This window comes from Roseovarius sp. BRH_c41 (genome assembly GCF_000961715.1).
Classification (GTDB): domain Bacteria; phylum Pseudomonadota; class Alphaproteobacteria; order Rhodobacterales; family Rhodobacteraceae; genus Roseovarius.
Genome location: NZ_LADY01000013.1, coordinates 21,655 through 40,640, shown reverse-complemented (window position 1 = coordinate 40,640; position 18,986 = coordinate 21,655). Strand labels below are relative to the sequence as shown.

22 protein-coding genes are annotated in these 18,986 nt (G+C 64.3%); 12 read left to right on the top strand and 10 right to left on the bottom strand.

What is annotated here, in order from left to right; translation table 11 throughout:
- A partial coding sequence (locus VR71_RS04125) for a pyridoxal-phosphate dependent enzyme (RefSeq protein WP_045681439.1) occupies positions 1 to 419 on the bottom strand: 419 nt, incomplete at its 3' end.
- Between the two features lie 80 nt (positions 420 to 499).
- On the opposite strand from VR71_RS04125, the gene VR71_RS04120 reads away from it, so the two are divergent.
- A complete protein-coding gene (locus VR71_RS04120; protein ID WP_045681437.1) occupies positions 500 to 1,315 on the top strand; it encodes a TIGR00730 family Rossman fold protein in 816 nt (271 codons plus the stop codon).
- Positions 1,316 to 1,394: 79 nt separating this feature from the next.
- On the opposite strand, the gene VR71_RS04115 is transcribed toward VR71_RS04120, so the two are convergent.
- Positions 1,395 to 2,429, bottom strand: a complete 1,035-nt coding sequence (locus VR71_RS04115) for a succinylglutamate desuccinylase/aspartoacylase family protein (RefSeq protein WP_045681435.1) — start codon at positions 2,427 to 2,429, stop codon at positions 1,395 to 1,397.
- 142 nt (positions 2,430 to 2,571) lie between these two features.
- Between VR71_RS04115 and VR71_RS04110 the strand changes: the two genes are divergently transcribed.
- A complete protein-coding gene (locus VR71_RS04110) occupies positions 2,572 to 3,174 on the top strand; it encodes a methyltransferase domain-containing protein (RefSeq protein ID WP_045681433.1) in 603 nt (200 codons plus the stop codon).
- Between the two features lie 234 nt (positions 3,175 to 3,408).
- Here VR71_RS04110 and VR71_RS04105 read toward each other — a convergent pair whose 3' ends face one another.
- Positions 3,409 to 4,062 (bottom strand): peroxiredoxin, encoded by a 654-nt coding sequence (locus VR71_RS04105; RefSeq protein WP_009816351.1) that lies wholly within the window; start codon positions 4,060 to 4,062, stop codon positions 3,409 to 3,411.
- 132 nt (positions 4,063 to 4,194) lie between these two features.
- On the opposite strand from VR71_RS04105, the gene VR71_RS04100 reads away from it, so the two are divergent.
- Positions 4,195 to 5,637: an aldehyde dehydrogenase family protein gene (locus tag VR71_RS04100; RefSeq protein ID WP_045681430.1), complete on the top strand. Its 1,443-nt coding sequence runs from the start codon at positions 4,195 to 4,197 to the stop codon at positions 5,635 to 5,637.
- 4 nt (positions 5,638 to 5,641) lie between these two features.
- Entirely contained in the window at positions 5,642 to 6,367 is a 726-nt protein-coding gene (locus tag VR71_RS04095; RefSeq protein WP_045681428.1) for a glycosyltransferase family 25 protein, read from the top strand.
- A 9-nt stretch (positions 6,368 to 6,376) separates the two neighbouring features.
- Here the strand turns inward: VR71_RS04095 and preA are convergent, their stop codons facing one another.
- The 3 genes from preA to VR71_RS04080 form a co-directional block, all read right to left on the bottom strand.
- A complete protein-coding gene (gene preA, locus VR71_RS04090) occupies positions 6,377 to 7,681 on the bottom strand; it encodes an NAD-dependent dihydropyrimidine dehydrogenase subunit PreA (RefSeq protein ID WP_045681426.1) in 1,305 nt (434 codons plus the stop codon).
- A gap of 3 nt (positions 7,682 to 7,684) precedes the next feature.
- Positions 7,685 to 9,013: an NAD(P)-dependent oxidoreductase gene (locus VR71_RS04085; RefSeq protein WP_045681425.1), complete on the bottom strand. Its 1,329-nt coding sequence runs from the start codon at positions 9,011 to 9,013 to the stop codon at positions 7,685 to 7,687.
- Between the two features lie 175 nt (positions 9,014 to 9,188).
- Positions 9,189 to 10,220, bottom strand: a complete 1,032-nt coding sequence (locus VR71_RS04080) for a quinoprotein relay system zinc metallohydrolase 2 (RefSeq protein ID WP_045681422.1) — start codon at positions 10,218 to 10,220, stop codon at positions 9,189 to 9,191.
- 99 nt (positions 10,221 to 10,319) lie between these two features.
- On the opposite strand from VR71_RS04080, the gene VR71_RS04075 reads away from it, so the two are divergent.
- Positions 10,320 to 11,132, top strand: a complete 813-nt coding sequence (locus tag VR71_RS04075) for a quinoprotein dehydrogenase-associated SoxYZ-like carrier (protein ID WP_296429858.1) — start codon at positions 10,320 to 10,322, stop codon at positions 11,130 to 11,132.
- 6 nt (positions 11,133 to 11,138) lie between these two features.
- Here the strand turns inward: VR71_RS04075 and VR71_RS04070 are convergent, their stop codons facing one another.
- Positions 11,139 to 11,486 (bottom strand): hypothetical protein, encoded by a 348-nt coding sequence (locus tag VR71_RS04070; RefSeq protein WP_045681418.1) that lies wholly within the window; start codon positions 11,484 to 11,486, stop codon positions 11,139 to 11,141.
- On the bottom strand, positions 11,483 to 12,211 hold the full coding sequence (locus VR71_RS04065) for a hypothetical protein (RefSeq protein ID WP_296429857.1): 729 nt from the start codon (positions 12,209 to 12,211) through the stop codon (positions 11,483 to 11,485). Before VR71_RS04065 ends, VR71_RS04070 begins: the two co-directional genes overlap by 4 nt.
- Before the next feature lie 329 nt (positions 12,212 to 12,540).
- Here VR71_RS04065 and pqqA point away from each other — a divergent pair, with 329 nt between their 5' ends.
- Genes pqqA through pqqE form a run of 5 tightly spaced genes read left to right on the top strand, consistent with a single transcriptional unit; the run spans position 12,541 to position 15,668 of the window.
- Positions 12,541 to 12,636, top strand: a complete 96-nt coding sequence (gene pqqA / locus VR71_RS04060) for a pyrroloquinoline quinone precursor peptide PqqA (RefSeq protein ID WP_037246620.1) — start codon at positions 12,541 to 12,543, stop codon at positions 12,634 to 12,636.
- A 30-nt stretch (positions 12,637 to 12,666) separates the two neighbouring features.
- Positions 12,667 to 13,560: a pyrroloquinoline quinone biosynthesis protein PqqB gene (pqqB, locus tag VR71_RS04055; protein ID WP_045681413.1), complete on the top strand. Its 894-nt coding sequence runs from the start codon at positions 12,667 to 12,669 to the stop codon at positions 13,558 to 13,560.
- Entirely contained in the window at positions 13,557 to 14,306 is a 750-nt protein-coding gene (gene pqqC, locus VR71_RS04050; RefSeq protein ID WP_045681410.1) for a pyrroloquinoline-quinone synthase PqqC, read from the top strand. Before pqqB ends, pqqC begins: the two co-directional genes overlap by 4 nt.
- Positions 14,303 to 14,575, top strand: coding sequence for a pyrroloquinoline quinone biosynthesis peptide chaperone PqqD (gene pqqD / locus VR71_RS04045; RefSeq protein ID WP_045681408.1), 273 nt, complete (start codon positions 14,303 to 14,305; stop codon positions 14,573 to 14,575). Before pqqC ends, pqqD begins: the two co-directional genes overlap by 4 nt.
- 1 nt (position 14,576) lies before the next feature.
- Positions 14,577 to 15,668: a pyrroloquinoline quinone biosynthesis protein PqqE gene (pqqE, locus tag VR71_RS04040; RefSeq protein WP_045681405.1), complete on the top strand. Its 1,092-nt coding sequence runs from the start codon at positions 14,577 to 14,579 to the stop codon at positions 15,666 to 15,668.
- Positions 15,669 to 15,918: 250 nt separating this feature from the next.
- Here the strand turns inward: pqqE and VR71_RS04035 are convergent, their stop codons facing one another.
- A complete protein-coding gene (locus VR71_RS04035) occupies positions 15,919 to 16,785 on the bottom strand; it encodes a DMT family transporter (RefSeq protein ID WP_045681403.1) in 867 nt (288 codons plus the stop codon).
- Between the two features lie 24 nt (positions 16,786 to 16,809).
- On the bottom strand, positions 16,810 to 17,487 hold the full coding sequence (mnmD, locus tag VR71_RS04030; protein ID WP_045681446.1) for a tRNA (5-methylaminomethyl-2-thiouridine)(34)-methyltransferase MnmD: 678 nt from the start codon (positions 17,485 to 17,487) through the stop codon (positions 16,810 to 16,812).
- Positions 17,488 to 17,551: 64 nt separating this feature from the next.
- Between mnmD and VR71_RS04025 the strand changes: the two genes are divergently transcribed.
- Together VR71_RS04025 and VR71_RS04020 are read left to right on the top strand one after the other, a co-directional pair.
- Positions 17,552 to 18,580 carry an FAD-binding oxidoreductase gene (locus tag VR71_RS04025; protein WP_045681401.1) on the top strand — a complete coding sequence of 343 codons (1,029 nt, stop codon included), beginning with the start codon at positions 17,552 to 17,554 and terminating at the stop codon, positions 18,578 to 18,580.
- Entirely contained in the window at positions 18,577 to 18,978 is a 402-nt protein-coding gene (locus VR71_RS04020) for a VOC family protein (RefSeq protein ID WP_045681399.1), read from the top strand. Before VR71_RS04025 ends, VR71_RS04020 begins: the two co-directional genes overlap by 4 nt.
- Positions 18,979 to 18,986: the final 8 nt, after the last annotated feature.

Sequence of the window (18,986 nt, the reverse complement as noted above, 5' to 3'; positions counted from 1 at the left end):
TAGGGATGCACCACCATCGCCCGCGTCGCCGCCTGCCATTCGGCGGCGCGCGCCGCCGCATCGGCATAGGCCCCCGGTACCACCTGCAAATCGGCCCCTTGGGCGCGGATGAGGGCAATCTTGGCAGGGCCAGCAATCTCGGGCACGTAGATCCGCGCGCGGTGGCCAAGCCGCGCCGCCGCATAGGCCACCGCCGCGCCATGATTGCCCCCCGAGGCGGCAACGATCCCCGCCTCCGGCACCGTCGCCTGCAACAGCGTGTTGAACGCGCCGCGCGCCTTGAAACTGCCGGTGTGCTGCATCTGCTCCAGTTTGAGCGCGACAGAGAATCCCCCCAACTCGACCTGCATCACCGGCGTGCGCCGCACATGCGCGGCAATGCGCCCCCCCGCCTCAGAAATCCACCTCTGCCATCCCATCGCTCACACCTCTTTGGCTTTTCTTGATCGGCCAAACCCTATACTCCTGAAATCCAAGACCCAAGCAAGGATCGCCCGCAATGAAAGACGACCGCCTCAGCCAGTTCCGCGATGCCGGTTCCGACCGGTCCACCGCCGAACAGGTGCCTGATACGCCCCAGACCCGCGCCCCGGCCTATCGTCTGGCCTTTGCCGATCCCGATTTCATGTGCCGCGACGAATTGCGCCCCGTGCGGCTGCAACTCGAACTCCTAAAGCCCGAAATGGCCCTGAACGAGCACGGCATCCAGAGCACCGTCGTGCTCTTTGGTGGCGCACGCATTCCCGAACCGTCGCAAAAGCACACGGCGCGCACCAAGACGCTCGCTGATCTCTCGTCCTATTACGACGAGGCCCGCAAATTCGCGCGGCTGATGACGGAAAAATCCATGGCCGCCGACGGGCGCGACTATGTCATTGCCACCGGCGGCGGACCGGGGGTGATGGAGGCGGGCAATCGCGGCGCGGCGGATGCGGGCGGCGCCTCGATCGGCCTCAATATCGTGCTGCCGCATGAACAGGCCCCGAATGAATATGTCACCCCCGGCCTTTGTTTCAACTTTCACTATTTCGCCATCCGCAAGATGCATTTCCTGATGCGTGCCCGCGCCATCTGCGTCTTTCCCGGCGGGTTCGGCACGCTCGATGAGATGTTCGAGGCGCTGACCCTCATTCAGACCGACAGGATGAAGCGCGTGCCCTTCCTGCTCTTCGGTGCCGCCTTCTGGCAAACCATCATCAATTGGGCGGCGCTCTCCGAGGCCGGCACGATCAGCGCCGAGGATCTCGAGCTCTTCCAATTCGTCGAAACGGCGGATGAGGCCATGCAGATCATCAACGATTGGCCCCAAGGCTGAGAGGCCAAAGCCGCATGTGTGCTTTTTCTTGGCGCAAATACTCAAGTCGCGCCGCCGCCCCGCAGAGCGGCGGTGCCCCTCAGATGATCTCATCCTCGTCAAACAGCGCCGCCGCCTCAAGATGGGCGCTGATCCCCTCAGCCGCGGCCTCGGCGCGCGGCGTCTCCGCCACATGGCAGAGCGCATCGCCCTCATAGACCACCGGCAGGTTGGTGCGCCCGATGATGATGCCGGTCACATCGGCCACCACCTCAGTCTCAACATCGCCAAAGGCATTGGCCACCGCCCCCAGCACGGTGCCCGGCTGCACCGCATCGCCCACCGCCAGATAGCCCCGGAACAGCCCGCCACGCGGCGCGCGATACCAGCGCGAGCGCGCGGCGCGGATCGGCACACCGCGTGCACGCGGCACGCCCTTGGCGCCAATCATGCCCAGATGCTGCATCACCCGCAGGATACCGCTCACCCCCGCCCGCGCCGCGAATTCGTCAAACCGGAGCCCCTCGCCCCCCTCGTAGAGCAGCACGTCAACACCCGCCTGCTCGGCAGCCATCCGAAGCGAGCCCTCGCGCAGCTTCGACTCCATCATCACCGGCGCACCAAAGGCACGGCCCAACTCCTCCAGCCGCGCATTGCCCGGCGTCAGCCGGATTTGCGGCAGGTTGGTGCGGTGAATCGCCGCCGAATGCAGGTCGATCCCCACATCGGCCCGCCGCACCACCTGATCCATGAAAATATGCGCCAGTTGCGAGGCCATCGAGCCTTCGCTCACCCCCGGAAACACCCGGTTGAGATCGCGCCGGTCTGGCAAATAACGCTTGTGATTGAGAAACCCAAAGGTGTTGACGATGGGCACAGCCAGGAGCGTGCCCGCCATCGAGCTGAGCGGTGCCGCCTTGAGCAGGCGGCGCATGATCTCGACCCCGATCACCTCATCGCCGTGAATCGCCGCCGACACAAACAGAACCGGCCCGCCGCGCCGCCCATGGATCACCTCAACCGAGAGATTGACCGGCGTATGATTAGAGAGCGTGCTCACAGGGATATCGACCCGCGCCCGTGTGCCCGACTCAACGGACACTCCACCGATCTCAAAGGGTTTTCGCCGCGCCATGGCATCCTCGTTTTCTCTGATGCCAAGGCTTAGGCAAATCACGTCAGCCTGTCCATGGGGCTTGCAGACCTGCGCGGCTCTGGTCTTTGCGCGGGATGCATGGCACATCGCTCCGCAACGTCGCCAAGCCGAGAGGCCCCCAATGACCACCGCCCTGCATGACGCACGCCTCCGGGCCGTCTGCGCCGCCGTGCGCGACACGGGCGCGCGCACGCTCCTTGATCTGGGCTGCGGCGCAGGCGATCTCATCCTGCGTCTGGCGCGCTTGCCGGACCTCTCCCGCCTGACCGGGATCGACATTGATCTGGCCTCGCTGCGCGCGGCACAGGCGCGGCTGGCGGACCTGCCCCCCGAGGCCCGCGCCAAGGTGCAACTGGCGCAGGCCTCGATGACCGCCGCGCATCCCAATCTGCGTGGCTATGACTGCGCCTGCCTCGTTGAAACCATCGAACACCTGCCGCTTGGCGATCTCAACCGGCTGGAACACGCGCTCTTTGCCGATATGCGCCCCGGCCATGTGATCGTGACCACGCCCAATGCGGAGTTCAATCCGGTGCTGGGCGTGCCCGCGCACCGCTTTCGCCATCCGGGGCATCATTTCGAATGGCACCGCGCGCGGTTCGCAGGCTGGGCCGAAGGCGTGGCGGCACGCCACGGCTACACAGTCACCCGCCATGACATCGGCGAGACCCACCCCGCCTTGGGCGGGGCAAGCCAGATGGCGGTGTTTGCGCGGCTGGGGTGAGGGAGAATCATGAGCTATATCCGAGCGAGAAGCCGCGCGGTGCCCGTCCGCCGGGTGGGCACTGAAACGGCCCCGGCAAGCACTTAATTCCTGCCAAACACGTCCGCGTTTTCAGGAGACTGAAACGTCGCAAAAGCGCCCGCCCGGTGGGGCGGACGGGCGCTGCGCGGCGGCGCTACCGCGCCTTGATTCCGCGCGGGGGATGCTTGGGGCCAAGCTCAGTCAAAGACCAAACTACCCCTTCAAACTGGTCTTTCTCAGATACGGCAACACCTTCTCAAAGCTGCCGAACTTGGCCTCCGCATCGGCATCGCTCAGGCTGGCCGGGATGATCACATCCTGCCCCACGGTCCAATCCGCCGGTGTCGCCACGCCATTGCGCGACGTGGTCTGGAGCGCATCGAGCGCGCGCAGCACTTCCGCGAAATTGCGCCCCACGGTCATCGGATAGGTCATGCTCAGCTTCAACTGCTTGTCCGGCCCGATGATAAAGACCGAGCGCACCGTGGCACTGTCATTGGGCGTGCGCCCATCGGGCAGATAGGCCTCGGCGGGCAGCATGTCGAAGGCCTTGGACACCTCCAGCCCCGCATCGGCGATGATCGGGAACCGCGCGGCACTGCCGCCCACCTTCTCGATGTCGCCCTTCCACTTGCGATGGTCCTCGACCCCGTCCACCGAGACGCCGATCACCTTGCACCCGCGTTTCTCCCATTCTTCGGCCAAGCGCGCCACAGCGCCAAATTCGGTGGTGCAGACAGGGGTGAAATCCTTAGGGTGAGAGAACAGAATCGCCCAACTGTCACCAATCCAGTCATGCAGTGATATCGTGCCCAAATCGGTCTCTACGGTCAAATCCGGGATCACATCATTGATACGAAGGCCCATAGCAGCATCCTTTCTCGTGTTGTTTCAGTCGTCGGCGGCAATTTGATCAAATTACGGCCTCCGCTAGTTTCCAACCTTGCAGGTCGGCATCACCCCTGACAGAGTGCCGCCAAATCACTGGAGGTCAATACCATGATCGAGAAACGTCAATTCTACATCAATGGCGCTTGGGTCAATCCCCTCGCGGCAAAAGATCACAAGGTTATCAATCCCTCGACCGAAGAGCCCTGCGCGGTGATCTCTTTGGGCGGTCAGGCCGACACCGACGCCGCCGTCGCCGCCGCCAAGGCGGCCTTTCCGGCGTGGATGGCCAGACCACCCGCGGACCGCATTGCCTATGCGGAGAAAATTCTCGAGGCCTACAAGGCCCGCGCCGAGGACATGGCACAGGCCATCAGCCTCGAAATGGGCGCGCCCATCGACATGGCCCGCGAACAGCAGGTCGGCGCCGGAAGCTGGCACATCGCCAATTTCATCACCGCCGCCCGCGATTTCGCCTTTGACGAACCGCTTGGCGATCACGCGCCGAATGACCGCATCATTCACGAGGCGGTGGGCGTTGTCGGCATGATCACCCCGTGGAACTGGCCGATGAATCAGGTCACGCTCAAGGTGATCGCGGGTCTCGTGGCCGGTTGCACCATGATCCTGAAACCGTCTGAGGAATCACCGCTCAATGCCGTGATCTTTGCCGAGATCGTCGATGCGGCCGGCCTGCCCAAGGGCGTGTTCAACCTCGTCAACGGCGATGGCGTGGGCGTCGGCAGCCAACTGACCGCGCATCCCGATGTCGACATGATCAGCTTTACCGGCTCGTCGCGCGCCGGGCGCATCATCTCCAAATCCGCCGCCGACACGCTCAAACGTGTGAGCCTTGAATTGGGCGGCAAGGGGGCCAACCTGATCTTTGCCGATGCCGATGCCAAGGCGGTCAAGCGCGGCGTGATCCGCTGCATGAACAACACCGGCCAATCGTGCAACGCGCCGACCCGGATGCTGGTGCAGCGCGAGATTTACGACTCTGCGGTCGAGATTGCCGCCGAGGCCGCAAACGCGATCACCGTCGGTTCCGCCCAAGAGGCCGGTCGCCACATTGGCCCGGTGGTCAATGAGGTGCAGTTCAACAAGATTCAGGACCTCATCCAACAGGGCATCGACGAAGGCGCGCGGCTGGTTGCAGGCGGCACCGGGCGTCCGGACGGGCTCAACCGGGGCTTCTATGTGAAACCCACGGTCTTTGCCGATGTCACCAATGAGATGACCATCGCGCGCGAGGAAATCTTTGGCCCGGTCCTGTCGATCATCCCCTTTGATACCGAAGAGGACGGCATCCGCATCGCCAATGACACGCCTTACGGCCTCACCAACTATGTGCAGACCGGCGATCCGGCACGGGCAAACCGACTGGCGCGCAGCTTGCGCTCGGGCATGGTGGAAATGAACGGCCAATCGCGCGGCGCCGGCTCGCCCTTTGGCGGCATGAAACAATCGGGCCACGGGCGCGAGGGCGGCAAATGGGGCATCGAGGATTTCCTCGAGGTCAAATCCGTCTCGGGCTGGACCCCCGGCGCCTGACCGCGTGACCGGGCGCGCGTTCGTCTTGCACCTGCCGCGCGCCAGTGCGCGGCGCGAGGCGGCGCGCGCCCTTCTCGCCTCCTGCGGGCTGGAGGGCGAAATCTGGTCCGCCGTCGATGGATCGAGCCTGTCGTCCAACGAGCTTTCCGCGACGGTCGGAGCGGGCATTTTCGCGCCCCCTTATCCCTTCGCGCTCAAAACCAGCCAGATCGGCTGCTTTCTCAGCCATCGCCAGATCTGGGCCGAGATTGTCCGGCGTGATCTCGACTATGGGCTGATCTTCGAGGATGACGCGGCGATTGATCCCGTGGTTTTCGCGCGCGCTCTCGCTCTGGCGCGGGCGCAGATCGACGATCTGGGTTACATCCAGTTCCAGACGCAAGCCCTGCGCGGACCTGCGCGACTGATCGACACCAATGGCGGCTGCGCGCTCAGCCTGCCCTTGGTCAGCGGGCTGCGCAGCACGGCGCAGATGGTCGGTCGTGACGCCGCCGCCCATCTGCTCAGCCTGACCGAGACCTTCGACCGCCCGGTTGATTGCCTGATCCAGAGCCATTGGCACACGCGCCTGCGCCCCGCCGGGATTTACCCCTCGGGCGTATCCCGCAACGCCGAGACGGTCGAGCGAAAGCCCCCGCTCACACAGATCTGGGCGCGCTACCTCTACCGCCGCGCCATCCGCCGCGCCGCACGTCACAGCCCAGCCCCGATGACGGGCGGCCTCGTGTGATCTGCCTGCCTATTCCGCCGCACATCGCCCGGGATTGTTGGGGTGGGTTGTCCAGTTGGCATATTCCTCCCGCACCACCTCGCCAGTGCGCGGATCGACCATACCCGCCGCCATTCGCTCCATCGTGATGCAGCCCTCGATCGGGCAGACATTGACGCAGAGGTTGCAGGCGACGCACTCGTCATCCTTGACGGTAAAAACCCGATCCTCGGACATCGCAATCGCCTGATGACTGGTATCCTCGCAGGCGGCATAGCAGCGCCCGCAGTTGATGCAGTCGTCCTGATTGATCTTGGCCTTGGTCACGTAATTGAGGTTGAGGTCCTTCCAGTTGACCACATTCGGCACGGCGCGCCCGACCAGTTGGTCAACAGAGGTAAAGCCCTTGTCATCCATATATTGCGACAGGCCCGAGATCATTTCCTGCACGATCTTGAACCCATAGGTCATCGCCGCCGTGCAGACCTGAACATTGCCCGCGCCTAGCGCCATGAATTCCGCCGCATCGCGCCAAGTGGTGACACCGCCAATGCCGCTGATCGGCAGGCCCGCCGTGGCGGGATCGCGCGCAATCTCGGCCACCATATTCAGCGCGATGGGCTTCACCGCAGGCCCGCAATAGCCGCCATGCGCGCCCCGCCCGTCAATCGTGGGCTCAGGCGCAAAGAGATCAAGATCGACGCTCGTGATCGAATTGATCGTGTTGATCAGGCTCACGGCATCGGCGCCGCCTTCCTTGGCGGCCTGCGCGGGCTTGCGGATATCGGTGATATTGGGGGTCAATTTCACGATCACCGGCAGGTTCGAGTGCTTCTTGCACCAATAGGCCACCTGCCCCACATATTCCGGCACCTGCCCCACGGCGCTGCCCATACCGCGCTCGCTCATGCCATGCGGACAGCCAAAATTCAGCTCGACCCCATCGCATCCCGTATCCTCGACCCGCTGCAATATCTCGCGCCAGGCGTCCTCGTTCACCGGCACCATCAGGCTCGCAATCAGCGCACGATCCGGCCAATCGCGCTTGACCCGGCGCATCTCTTCCAGGTTCACCTCCAACGGGCGATCCGTGATCAACTCGATATTGTTGAGGCCCAGCAGACGCCGGTCAGCGCCATAAATCGCCCCATAGCGCGGCCCGTTCACATTGACCACCGGCGGTCCCGCCTCACCCAGTGTCTTCCAGACCACGCCGCCCCACCCCGCCTCAAACGCGCGGCGCACGTTGTATTCCTTGTCCGTCGGCGGAGCCGAGGCCAGCCAAAACGGATTGGGTGACGTGATGCCGATGAAGTTGGTTGTCAGGTCCGCCATGGCTCAGCCCTCCGCCATCAAGGTTGCGTGGATGTCTTCAGCAGCGTCACGGCCTTCGGCCACCGCCGTCACGGTCAGGTCATCGCCCCCCGCCGCACAATCGCCCCCGGCCCAGACGCCAGGCAGAGAGGTGCGCCCGCGGTCTGAAACGGCGATCTTGCGCCCATCGAGCGCGGGCAGATCGGCCCCTTCGAGCGCCTGACCTATCGCCTTGAACACCTGATCGGCGGCAAGGCGAAACCGCTCGCCCGTGGGCCTCAGATCATCATCGCTATATTCAAACTCGACCTCGCGCACCGCGCCATTGCCATGCACCGCGATGGGCGTGGCATTGGTCACGATCCGCACGCCCTTTGAGGCGGCCAAATCCTGTTCATAGCGGCTGGCATTCATCCGGTCGCGTCCACGCCGGTACACCAGCGTGACATTGAGCGCGCCCAAGAGTTTGGCCTGCACGGCGGCATCCACCGCCGTCATGCCGCCGCCGATCACCACCACATCACGTCCCACCGGCAGGCGGCTCAGATCCTCGGCCTGCCGCAACTCCGCAATGAAATCCACCGCGTCACGCATCCCCTCGCGATCCTCGCCTGCGAGGCCCAGCGCATTGACCCCGCCCAGCCCAATCGCCAGGAACACCGCATCGTGGTCCTGGCGCAACTGATCCAAGGCAATCTCGCGCCCCAGACGCTGCCCCGTGGCCAGAGTGATCCCGCCGATCTGCATCAGCCAGTCGACCTCACGCGCCGCGAAACTGTCGGTGCTCTTGTACGCCGCGATGCCGAATTCATTAAGACCACCGGGCTTGGCGCGCCCATCATAGAGCGTCACGTCATGGCCCTTCATCGCCAGACGGTGCGCACAGGCCAGACCCGCAGGCCCCGCCCCCACTACCGCGACACGCCGCCCTGTCGGCGCGGCACGGCGAAAGGGATGCACGCCCTTGTCCATCAGCCTATCCGTGGCATAGCGCTGCAACCGCCCGATCAGCACCGGCTGCCCCTCGGCTGCCTCACGCACACAGGCCTCTTCGCACAGCGTTTCCGTGGGGCAAACGCGCGCGCACATGCCGCCAAGGATGTTCTGGCTGAGGATCGTCTTGGCCGCCGCCTCGGGCGTGCCGGTGGCGATCTGCCGGATAAAGAGCGGGATGTCGATCGAGGTGGGGCAGGCGGTGATGCAGGGCGCATCATGGCAGAAATAGCAGCGATCCGCCGCCACCAGCGCCTCGTGATCATCAAGCGGGGGATGCAGATCGGTGAAATTGCCCTGCAAGGCGGCGGCATCAATCCGGCCTGCGACGATACCGGGGGCGAGTTGGCGATCTCTCATGGCGTTCTCCGGTCAAGGATGGCTGAGGATCAGTATTCCACGATTCTAAATTTTATCAATTGGTAAAATTTATGACAGACTGAAAAACCTGCGCCGCCGCAAGATACGGTGCGAGCCGATTAAAATTTCGGCAGACGCGCTGCAAGCCACGCAGAACCGTTACCCCAACGCGGGCCTATTCCCACTCCAATTCCGTAAAGGCCGCCGTCACGTTGCGTTTGTGAAAGAGGTCAAAGAGCGCCCAGCGTCCCGCCTCGCCTTGACCGACCGTCTCAATCGCCTCACCCAACCGCAACCCCTGCGACACCGCCGCGCGCGTCTCGTCGCGCAAAACCTCCAGATAGCGCCGCAGATCAGCCGCCCCCTCGGGCCACTCCAGAACCGGCCCGCCATGCCCCGGCACGATGCGCGCGGGTTCCGGCATCCCCATCGCCTCCAGCACGCGCAACCACCCCAGCACCGAGCCATCCAAGGCCGGGCTATGCGCGTCAAACACCAGATCCCCAGTGAAAAGCGTCGCCGTTTTCCGGTCGAACACCGTCACATCGCTCTCGCTATGCGCTGTTTCCCACGCCACCAGATCCAGCACGCGGCCCCCCAGATCGACCTCGGCACGCTCACCGATCCCCTCGCCCACCTCCGGCACCCGGCTACCGATGAACCCCGCTCCCATGAGCCGCGCAAAGGCGGTCTCATAGGTCTCGGCCCGCGCCGCAAGCGCCTGCCCCAGCTTGCGATGCCCGACGATCTGCGCGCCCGCCTCAACCATGACCGCAGCCCCCATCACATGATCGGGGTGCATATGCGTCAGGATCATATGCGTGATCGGTTTGTCCGTGACCTGCCGCACCGCCAGATAAACCGCCTCGCCAACCGCGCGGCTGCCTCCGGCGTCAATCACCGCGACGCTGTCATCCCCGATAATGAATCCGATATTGGCGACATCGCCCAGATTGTCCGGCGTCACATCTTCCACCTGCCCGCGATGCACATAGACGCCCGGCGCGGCCTCCTCGAACACACGCCCGCTCTCGGGCCGCGCCACGCAGTCAAACGCACTCGCCCGCAGCGCGGCGCCCCAGTCCGGCGCGATCTCCTCGGCCCGCGCCATGGCCTGCGCACAATCCACCGCACCCACCGGCAAAAGCCGCGTCTCGCACGTCTCGGGGTTGGCCACCAGACAGAGGCTCAGCACGATCTCGAACATCTCGGAGCCCTCGCAAAACTGCTACCAAAGGTTGATACAATTTGCGCGGGATCTGTGCTATTGTCCAATGGTGCGAGTATGCCCGATCCGGAGGTGCCGATGACCCGATTTCCCCTGACCGCCCTTTGCCTGAGCCTCACGCTCGGGACCGCCGCGCTGGCCGAAGAGCGGCGCAATCCGCTACAGGATGGCGAGACATGGGACTATCTGCGCGCCGACATTCTCGACGCAGGCAAGGCGCTCAGCCCCGGTGCGATCTTTGCGGTCGATGCGCCCTACCGCGCCCATGACGCGGCCACCGTGCCCGTGGTCGTCACCCAAACCGATCAGAGCGTGGGGCCGATCACCACGCTCAAACTCGTGGTCGATGAAAACCCGGCCCCGCTTGCCGCCGAAATCACCTTTGGCCCCGCCATGGCCCCGCTCAGCTTTGAGACACGCGTGCGGGTCAATGCCTATTCCAACCTGCGCGTCGTCGCCGAAACTGCCAGCGCCAGCTATATCGACGGGCGTTTCGTCAAGGCCGCCGGGGGCTGTGCCGCCCCCGCCACACGCGATCCCGAGGTGGCGCTTGCCCATATGGGTGAAATGCGCCTGCGCCATTTCGATACCGCCCCGGTACAGATCGGCAGCCGCCGCGACGCGCAACTGATGATCCGCCACCCCAATTACTCGGGCCTGCAACGCGACCAGATCACCCAGCTCTTTGTGCCTGCGCATTTCATTCAGGATCTGACCGTCTGGCAAGGGGACGAGATGCTCTTTTCCCTGACAGGCGGCATTTCGATTTCCGAGGATCCGGTGTTCCGCTTCAGCTATACCGACAACGGCACGCCGGATCTGCGCATTCGGGCCGAGGATACCGAGGGCAATGTGTTTGAAGACCTGCTGCCCAAGGCCGGCGCGTCCTGATCCGCGTCACTTGAAACAGACGATCTCGGCCTCCGCCTGCGCCCGGCGCAGCTCGGCGACAATGCCCTCGCTCACTGGCCCCGCCTTGAACATCGACATCCGCTCGCCATTGCCCTGACGCAGCGCCAGAACTGTCTCAGCCGACACATAATCCTTATACGGCAGGATCGCCGCAATCTCGTCGATGGAACAGGCGCAGCGCCGCAACATCTCGCGCGTATTGCCATTCGCCGCCATGCAGCCAAAGACATAATCCGCCCGCACCTCAGTGGGATAATCGTTGAGTTGCTCCGCCACGCTCTGCGCCAGCCCCATGCCGGGCAAGAGACACAGCAGGACCGCCAGAGACCTCATTCCACAGCCTCCCTCAACGTCAGCGTCGAGGTGAAATAGCGCCCGCCAGTGTCACGCTCCGGCGTCTCGGCGCGCATCGAATGATACCAGCCTGGCACGGCTTCTGAGACATCGAACACCACGCGCAATTCGGAAAACGGCCCCAGCCGCGCGGCATTCTCATCGCCGACAAAGGGCGCCAGCACCACCTCCTGCGCGGCATGGCTCTCCCCGGCCCAACTCACCTCTACCGGTGCAATCCCCACCGGTGCCAAAAGCGACTCCTTGATCCGGTTGCGGATATAGAATGTGCTGCCCCCTGTCGCCTGCGCCAGATCGCGCACCAGCCGTTCGAGAAAGAACATCGCCATCGGATTGCCCACGCTCGCGTCAAACCCCGCCACCGGCTGTTGCCCCGCGTCCAGAACATGCATCAGCTGCGCGGTGCCGCCCTCTTCGATCCGCAGCTCATAGGCCTGCGCCCCCTGTGTCTCGGGTGGCGTGGCCTCATTCACCGTCTCGCTCTGATAGTGCAGCGCATCGCCCGGCGCAAAGGCCGCCAGCGTGCCGGTGCGAAAGATAAGGTCATACCCCTCATGCGCCGTGCCCGCCACGACCGGTGCCGACGCCAGCATCAGGCTCAGAAAAATCCCTGTCACGCCCCGCATCAGGCCCGCAACCGTGCCCCGCCCAGCGGCTGGCAGGACCAGCGCGCAATGCGCCATCTTGGATGTGTCGACGCCCATCTGCTCAACTCCGGAATTGCCTCAGCCATGCATCTTTGCGCGCTTCGGTCAGTATATTGGAACGCCCGCTCCTCACAGACCTCTGGTTGACGCGCCAGACAGGCCACAAACAACAGCTCGATCATGGTCATTCTCCCGCATTCTGACGAGGGCCCCCGCCATATGCTCAGATATGATCTCAGTGTCACTCAGGTCCAGCCCCGGACACAACCCTTTCATCCTTGGATTGCACTAAAGTCGTAGGGCTCTACGACCATGCCAAAGTTGACATGTGCGGGATCGGAATATCTAATCACCCTATCTGCACTGATCTAAGAGGAGGATAGACTATGGCATGGAGCAAGCCGGTTCTGCGTGAACTGAACTGCGGAATGGAAATCAACATGTACGGCCCCGCCGAAGAAGGCGACGGCGTCCTGTTCTAAACGACCCGTTCGGCTGCAGCGAGGTAACAGGTGTTTAAGGCTCTGATACTGGGTGCTGCGGCCGGCGGCGGTCTGCCACAGTGGAACTGTGGCTGCGAGAATTGCAATCTCGCCCGTTCGGGGCATATCCCTGCCTCGACCCAATCCTCGCTGGCCGTCACCATGGACGGCGCATCTTGGGTGATCCTCAACGCCTCCCCCGACATTCTCGCCCAGATTGCCGCCAATCCGGCGCTGCATCCGCGTAGCCTGCGCGATACACCCATCGCGGGCGTGCTCTTGACCAATGGCGATATCGACCATGTCGCGGGGCTGCTCAGCCTGCGCGAGCAACAGCCGTTCACCCTCTACGCCACCGGCGAAATTCACAGCGTCCTCGCCGCCAACCCCTTGATGCAGGCGGTCGATGCGACCCGCGTGCCGCGAACCCCCATCGCGCTCGATCAGCCTGTGACCCTGTTGCCCGGCCTCACCGCCACGCTCTTTGCCGTCCCCGGCAAGGTGCCGCTCTATATGGAGGGCGAAACCGTGCAAACCGATCTTGAGGGCGAACAGACCACCGGCGTGCATCTTCAGACCGAGGGGCGCAATATCTACTATATCCCCGGCTGCGCCACTGTCACCGACCGGCTCGCCACCCGCCTGCGCGGTGCCGATATGGTATTCTTCGATGGCACGCTCTGGCGCGATGACGAGATGATCACCATGGGCCTCAGCCAGAAAACCGGGCGGCGCATGGGCCATATCTCGATGAGCGGCCCCGACGGCTCCATTGCCGCCTTGCGCGATCTCGGAATCGGGCGCAAAATCTACATCCATATGAACAACTCGAACCCTGTCCTGCGCCCCGACGCCCCCGAACGGGCCGAGGCCGAATCGGCCGGTTGGACGATTGGACAGGACGGCATGGAGATCACAGCATGACCGCCACCCGCGACGCCTTTGAGGCCCGCCTGCGCCAAATCGGGGCAGAGCGCTATCATGACCGCCACCCGTTCCACCACCTGCTGCACGGCGGCCAATGCACCCCCGATCAGGTCCGCGCTTGGGTCATCAACCGCTATTACTATCAATCCCGCATCCCGATGAAGGATGCCGCCTTTCTCAGCCGGGTCGAGGATGCCGACCTGCGCCGCATCTGGCGCTCGCGGATCGAGGATCACGACGGCACCGCCGAGAATGAGGGCGGGATTCGCCGCTGGCTGCGGCTGGCGCAGGCGGTGGGGCTCGATCCCGATTACGTGGCCTCCGCCCAAGGCGTGCTGCCCGCCACCCGCTTTGCGGTCGATGCCTATGTCGCCTTTGTCCGCGAGAAACCGCTGCTCGAGGCGGTCGCGGCCTCGCTGACGGAACTCTTCGCGCCCAAGATCCACGCCGAACGGATCGAGGGGCTCTTGGCCAATTACGCCTTTGCCGATGACTCCAGCCTCGCCTATTTCCGAAATCGGCTGAAAGAGGCACCCAAGGACGTGGCATTCGGCCTCAAATGGGTGCTCGACCGTGCCGATACGGCGGAAAAACAGGAGGCCGCCGCCGCAGCCCTCATCTTCAAGACCGATGTGCTCTGGTCACAGCTTGACGCACTCTATTCCGCCTATGTCGATCCCGCCCGCATCCCGCCAGGCGCATGGCACCCCGGTGAGGGGCTGCTCGCCAAAGGCGCGGCATGACCCCCGACGCCATCCCCCGCCTGCCGCGCGGCGTGCGCCTGCACTATGACCGCGTGCGCGCGGATTGGGTGTTGCTCGCCCCCGAACGCGCGGTGCGTCTTGACCCCATCGGTCACGCCATTCTCAGCCGGGTGGACGGGGCGCAGAGCTTTGGCGCGCTCACGGCCGATCTCGCCGCCATTTTCAACGCGCCGCTTGATGATGTCACCCGTGACAGCGCCGAATTCCTCGACGGCCTCGCAGAGCGCCGGTTTCTGGAGGTGCGCTGACATGGCCAATCCCCCCATCGCGATGCTGGCCGAACTGACCCACCGCTGCCCGCTCTCCTGCCCCTATTGCTCCAACCCGGTGGAACTGACCGCGCGAGACACGGAACTTGGCACCGCTGACTGGACTTCCGTCTTTCAACAGGCCGCCGATCTGGGCGTGCTGCAACTGCATCTCTCAGGCGGCGAACCCGCCTCGCGCCGCGATCTCGAAGAGCTGGTGACAGCCGCCCGTGACGCGGGCCTCTACACCAACCTCATCACCTCCGGCATTGGCCTGACCGAGAAACGTCTGGCGGCGCTCGACGCCGCCGGTCTCGACCATATCCAATTGTCGCTCCAAGGCACCGATGCCGAAATGGCCGACCGCATCGGCGGCTACAAAGGCGGCTTTGACCGCAAGATGCAGGTGTCCAAATGGATCGCCGCCATCGGCTTTCCGCTCACGCTCAATTTCGTCATGCATCGCGGCAACATGCACCAACTGCCCCGCGCGATTGAAATGGCGCAGGACATGGGCGCGCGCCGGATCGAGGTGGCGACCGTGCAATTCCACGGCTGGGCCATGCTCAACCGTGGCGCGCTCATGCCCGACCGCGCGCAGGCCCGCGAGGCCAGCCGCATCGTCGCCGAGGCGCGCGCCGCCCTCAAGGGGCGTCTGGTGATCGACTATGTGCCCGCCGATTATCACGCCGATTACCCCAAGACCTGCATGGGCGGCTGGGCCACCACCGGCCTCAACGTCGCGCCCGACGGTCTGGTCTTGCCCTGCCACGCGGCGCAGACCATCAAGACGCTGAGCTTTGACAATGTCCGCGACCGCCCCTTGGCCGAGATCTGGCACAACGGTGCGGCCTTCAACGCCTTTCGTGGCACCGACTGGATGCAGGAACCCTGCCGCTCCTGCGAGCGCAAGACGATTGATTTCGGCGGTTGCCGCTGTCAGGCCATGGCCATCGCAGGCGATCCGGCGGCGACCGATCCGGTCTGCATCAAATCCCCCCATCACGCCCGGATGCGCGCGCTGGCCGAGGATTTCTCAGGCCAGTCCGACGCGGCCCTGACATGGCGGGTGATGGAGAAAACACCGGGGTAAGGGGCGATTCAGAGGGCTTGAAACGACCTTAGCCCCAATCCCCAATGCGCGGAATCAAGGGGCCGCAGGCACCGCCGCGCAGCGCCCGTCCGCCCCTCCGGGCGGGCGCTTTTGCGACGTATCACCCTATTGATAACGCAGGAGTGTTTGGCAAGCATCAAGTGCCAGCCGGTGCCGTTCCAGCGCCCACCCGGCGGACGGGCACCGCGCGGCTCTTCAGAGCGCAGTCACAAAGGACGCAGACGCCCCCTCACCCCACCTTGCGCTGTCGCCAGAGCGTGAACAAACCCGCCCCCACGACCAGCGCTCCGCCCACGGCCACATTCATCCGGATCGTTTCGCCAAAGATGAAAATCCCGATCCCGGTGACAAAGAACAGTTGCAGATAGGCAAAGGGCTGCACCGCACTCGCCTCCGCCACCTCATAGCACTTGATCAACGTGTAATGCCCCGCCGCCCCGGTGATGCAGAGCGTGATCATCCAGACCCAGGCATCGCCTGTCATCGGCTCCCAGAACCAGATCCCGGCGAGGGTCATGGCAATCGACCCGACCGTCCCGGTCCAAAAGAAACTCGTCGCCGCCGTATCCCGGCGCGCCACATAGCGCGTCAGCAACCCGTAGAGCGCGAACATCAGCGCCGCGATAAAGGGCACGATCGCCTTGGGGTCGATCACGCCCACCCCCGGCTCCAGAATGATCAGCACGCCAACAAAGCCAACCCCGATGGCTGCCCAGCGCCGCCAACCCACCCGCTCGCCGAGCACCGGGCCGGACAGCGCCGCGATCAACAGCGGATAGCAGGCAAAAACCGCATGCACCTCGATGAGACCCAAAAGGGTAAAGCCGTAGATCATCACACAGATTTCCGCGACCAGCAGCACGGCACGAAACCCCTGCATCAGCGGTTGCGATGTGGTGGCAGCGGCCCGCAGCCCCCCGGCCTTGCGCGCGGCGATCACCATCACAAAGGCGGCAAAGAACCAGAACCGGATCATCACCACCATCAGCACGTTGTATTCTTCGGCCAGATGCCGCGAAATACCGTCCTGCACGGCAAAGATGACCGTGGTCAACACCATCAACCAGATGCCCAAGCGGGTGTTTTGCAGCGTCACAAGAGGTCTTTCACGAGCGGTCTTTCACGAAATATCTTTCCGGGCCATGGTCATGTGCCGTTTGCGGCCATATCCTTGACCCCGCGTAACACAAAAGCCAGCGGCCTCAAGCCCCCGTCGCACGAACCCCGCCGCCGTATAGCTCGCGGCGGTTCCCCCAACCACCGTGTGCCGCGCCACCTCCGCCATCAGATCCGGCTGCCACATCTCGGGGTTCTTGGCCGGCGAAAACCCATCCAGAAACCACGCATCTGCCGTTTCCTGCCAAGGGTTTAGCGTCTCACGCGCATCCCCTTCGATCAACGTAAACTCCAGATCCGGCAGGCTGATCCTTTGCGAACGCCCCTGCCAATACGGTGCCAATTCCGCCGCAACCCCCGCCAGTTCCGCAAAGCGGCCTTGTGCCCGGCGCATGTCTTGCGGTGCCATCGGATAGGCCTCAAAGCTGGTGAAACAGAGCCGCCCAGCCACGCCTGCGGCGCGCCACGCCGTAAGCGCGGTCAAGAGGTTCAGCCCCGTGCCAAAGCCCAGTTCCGCAACGTGAAACCCATCGCGAAACCGCGCTGGCAGGTCATTGCCGCCCAGAAACACATGCCGGGTTTCCGACAAACCGTTGTCGAGGCTGAAATAGGGATCATCGAACCGCACCGACACCGGCACATCGCCCTCGCGCCAGATCAGGTCTGCGGTCTGGTCCTGCATGGCATGATCCTCTAAAGCATGGCCGAAACGCGCGCGACCATCGCGCGGCGGCAAAGGATTGGCAATGGTCGATATCACGGTGATGGGCGCGGGCATATTTGGCCTTTCGGTGGCGTGGGCCTGCGCGCGACGCGGCGTGCGCGCTCGCGTCATCGACCCGCATGGCCCCGGTGCGGGGGCTTCAGGCGGCATTGTCGGCGCTATGGCCCCGCATGTGCCCGAACTCTGGAACAGCAAAAAGGCGTTTCAGCTTGAGAGCCTGCTCATGGCCAGTGATTTCTGGTCCGAGGTGGCCGAGGTCTCGGGCCACTCGCCCGGCTATGCCCGCCTTGGCCGCCTGCAACCCATCGCCGATGCCGCCGCTCTCAAACTGGCCGCAGAGCGCATCGAGAACGCCGCAACCCTCTGGCAGGGTCAGGCCGAGTGGCGCATCATCCCTGAATCCGGCCCTTGGTGCCCGCCCAGCGCCACCGGCCAGATCATCCACGACACGCTCACCGCCCGCCTGCACCCGCGTCAGGCCTGCGCCGCCCTTGTTGCCGCCCTGCGCGCGCGCGGCTCCGAGGTTGTGACCGACGGCAAGCCAACGGGCCGCATCCTCTGGGCCACCGGCATCGCCGGGCTCGACGCGCTCAGCGCCGCGCATACCCGCATCGTAGGCAACGGGGTCAAGGGCCAAGGCGCGCTGTTGGCCTATGACGCCCGTGACCAGCCGCAGATTTTCGCCAATGAGGTGCATATCGTGCCGCATGAGGATGGCACCACCGCCATCGGCTCGACCTCCGAGCGCTATTATGACGACCCTACCAGCATCGATGCCCAGCTTGACGATGTCATCGCCCGCGCCGTAGCGGCAGTGCCCGCACTTTCCGGTGCGCCGGTGATCGCGCGTTGGGCCGGGGTGCGCCCGCGCTCGCGCTCACGCGCACCAATGCTGGGCGCACATCCCTTTCGACCGGGCGAATTCCTCGCCAATGGCGGCTTTAAAATCGGATTTGGCATGGCCCCCAAGGTGGGCGCCGTCATGGCCGATCTGATGCTCGACGGCATCGACCGGATTCCCGACGATTTCAAACCCGAGGCGTCCTTATGACCCAGCCCACACTCGCAGCTCTCGACCATCTCGTGCTGACCGTGGCCGATATCCCCGCCACATGCGCCTTCTACCGCGACGTTCTGGGGATGACACCCGAGGCATTTCACCCCACCGATGGCAGCACCCGCTGGGCGCTGAAATTCGGCGCGCAGAAAATCAATCTACATCAATCCGGGGCGGAATTCGATCCCAAGGCGGCGCATGTCCAACCCGGCAGCGCCGATCTGTGCTTTCTCAGCGAAACCCCGCTCGAGCACTGGCAGCGGCATTTTGCGGCCCTTGGCGTGACGGTCGAGCTTGGTCCCTTGCCCCGCTCCGGGGCCACCGGCCCGATCCGCTCGCTTTACGTGCGCGATCCCGACGGCAATCTGATCGAGGTCTCGAACCGGGCCTAGAGCGGCAC

Bases quoted from the DNA above. Each gene is read 5' to 3' on its own strand.
- VR71_RS04100 (WP_045681430.1), top strand. From the start codon at position 4,195: ATGATCGAGAAACGTCAATTCTACATCAATGGCGCTTGGGTCAATCCC.
- VR71_RS04075 (WP_296429858.1), top strand. From the start codon at position 10,320: ATGACCCGATTTCCCCTGACCGCCCTTTGCCTGAGCCTCACGCTCGGG.
- mnmD (WP_045681446.1), bottom strand. From the start codon at position 17,487: ATGCAGGACCAGACCGCAGACCTGATCTGGCGCGAGGGCGATGTGCCG.
- VR71_RS04020 (WP_045681399.1), top strand. From the start codon at position 18,577: ATGACCCAGCCCACACTCGCAGCTCTCGACCATCTCGTGCTGACCGTG.
- pqqC (WP_045681410.1), top strand. From the start codon at position 13,557: ATGACCGCCACCCGCGACGCCTTTGAGGCCCGCCTGCGCCAAATCGGG.
- pqqD (WP_045681408.1), top strand. From the start codon at position 14,303: ATGACCCCCGACGCCATCCCCCGCCTGCCGCGCGGCGTGCGCCTGCAC.
- pqqA (WP_037246620.1), top strand. From the start codon at position 12,541: ATGGCATGGAGCAAGCCGGTTCTGCGTGAACTGAACTGCGGAATGGAA.
- VR71_RS04065 (WP_296429857.1), bottom strand. From the start codon at position 12,211: ATGGGCGTCGACACATCCAAGATGGCGCATTGCGCGCTGGTCCTGCCA.
- VR71_RS04085 (WP_045681425.1), bottom strand. From the start codon at position 9,013: ATGAGAGATCGCCAACTCGCCCCCGGTATCGTCGCAGGCCGGATTGAT.
- VR71_RS04025 (WP_045681401.1), top strand. From the start codon at position 17,552: ATGGTCGATATCACGGTGATGGGCGCGGGCATATTTGGCCTTTCGGTG.
- preA (WP_045681426.1), bottom strand. From the start codon at position 7,681: ATGGCGGACCTGACAACCAACTTCATCGGCATCACGTCACCCAATCCG.
- VR71_RS04105 (WP_009816351.1), bottom strand. From the start codon at position 4,062: ATGGGCCTTCGTATCAATGATGTGATCCCGGATTTGACCGTAGAGACC.
- VR71_RS04115 (WP_045681435.1), bottom strand. From the start codon at position 2,429: ATGGCGCGGCGAAAACCCTTTGAGATCGGTGGAGTGTCCGTTGAGTCG.
- VR71_RS04080 (WP_045681422.1), bottom strand. From the start codon at position 10,220: ATGTTCGAGATCGTGCTGAGCCTCTGTCTGGTGGCCAACCCCGAGACG.
- VR71_RS04110 (WP_045681433.1), top strand. From the start codon at position 2,572: ATGACCACCGCCCTGCATGACGCACGCCTCCGGGCCGTCTGCGCCGCC.
- VR71_RS04120 (WP_045681437.1), top strand. From the start codon at position 500: ATGAAAGACGACCGCCTCAGCCAGTTCCGCGATGCCGGTTCCGACCGG.
- VR71_RS04070 (WP_045681418.1), bottom strand. From the start codon at position 11,486: ATGAGGTCTCTGGCGGTCCTGCTGTGTCTCTTGCCCGGCATGGGGCTG.
- pqqE (WP_045681405.1), top strand. From the start codon at position 14,577: ATGGCCAATCCCCCCATCGCGATGCTGGCCGAACTGACCCACCGCTGC.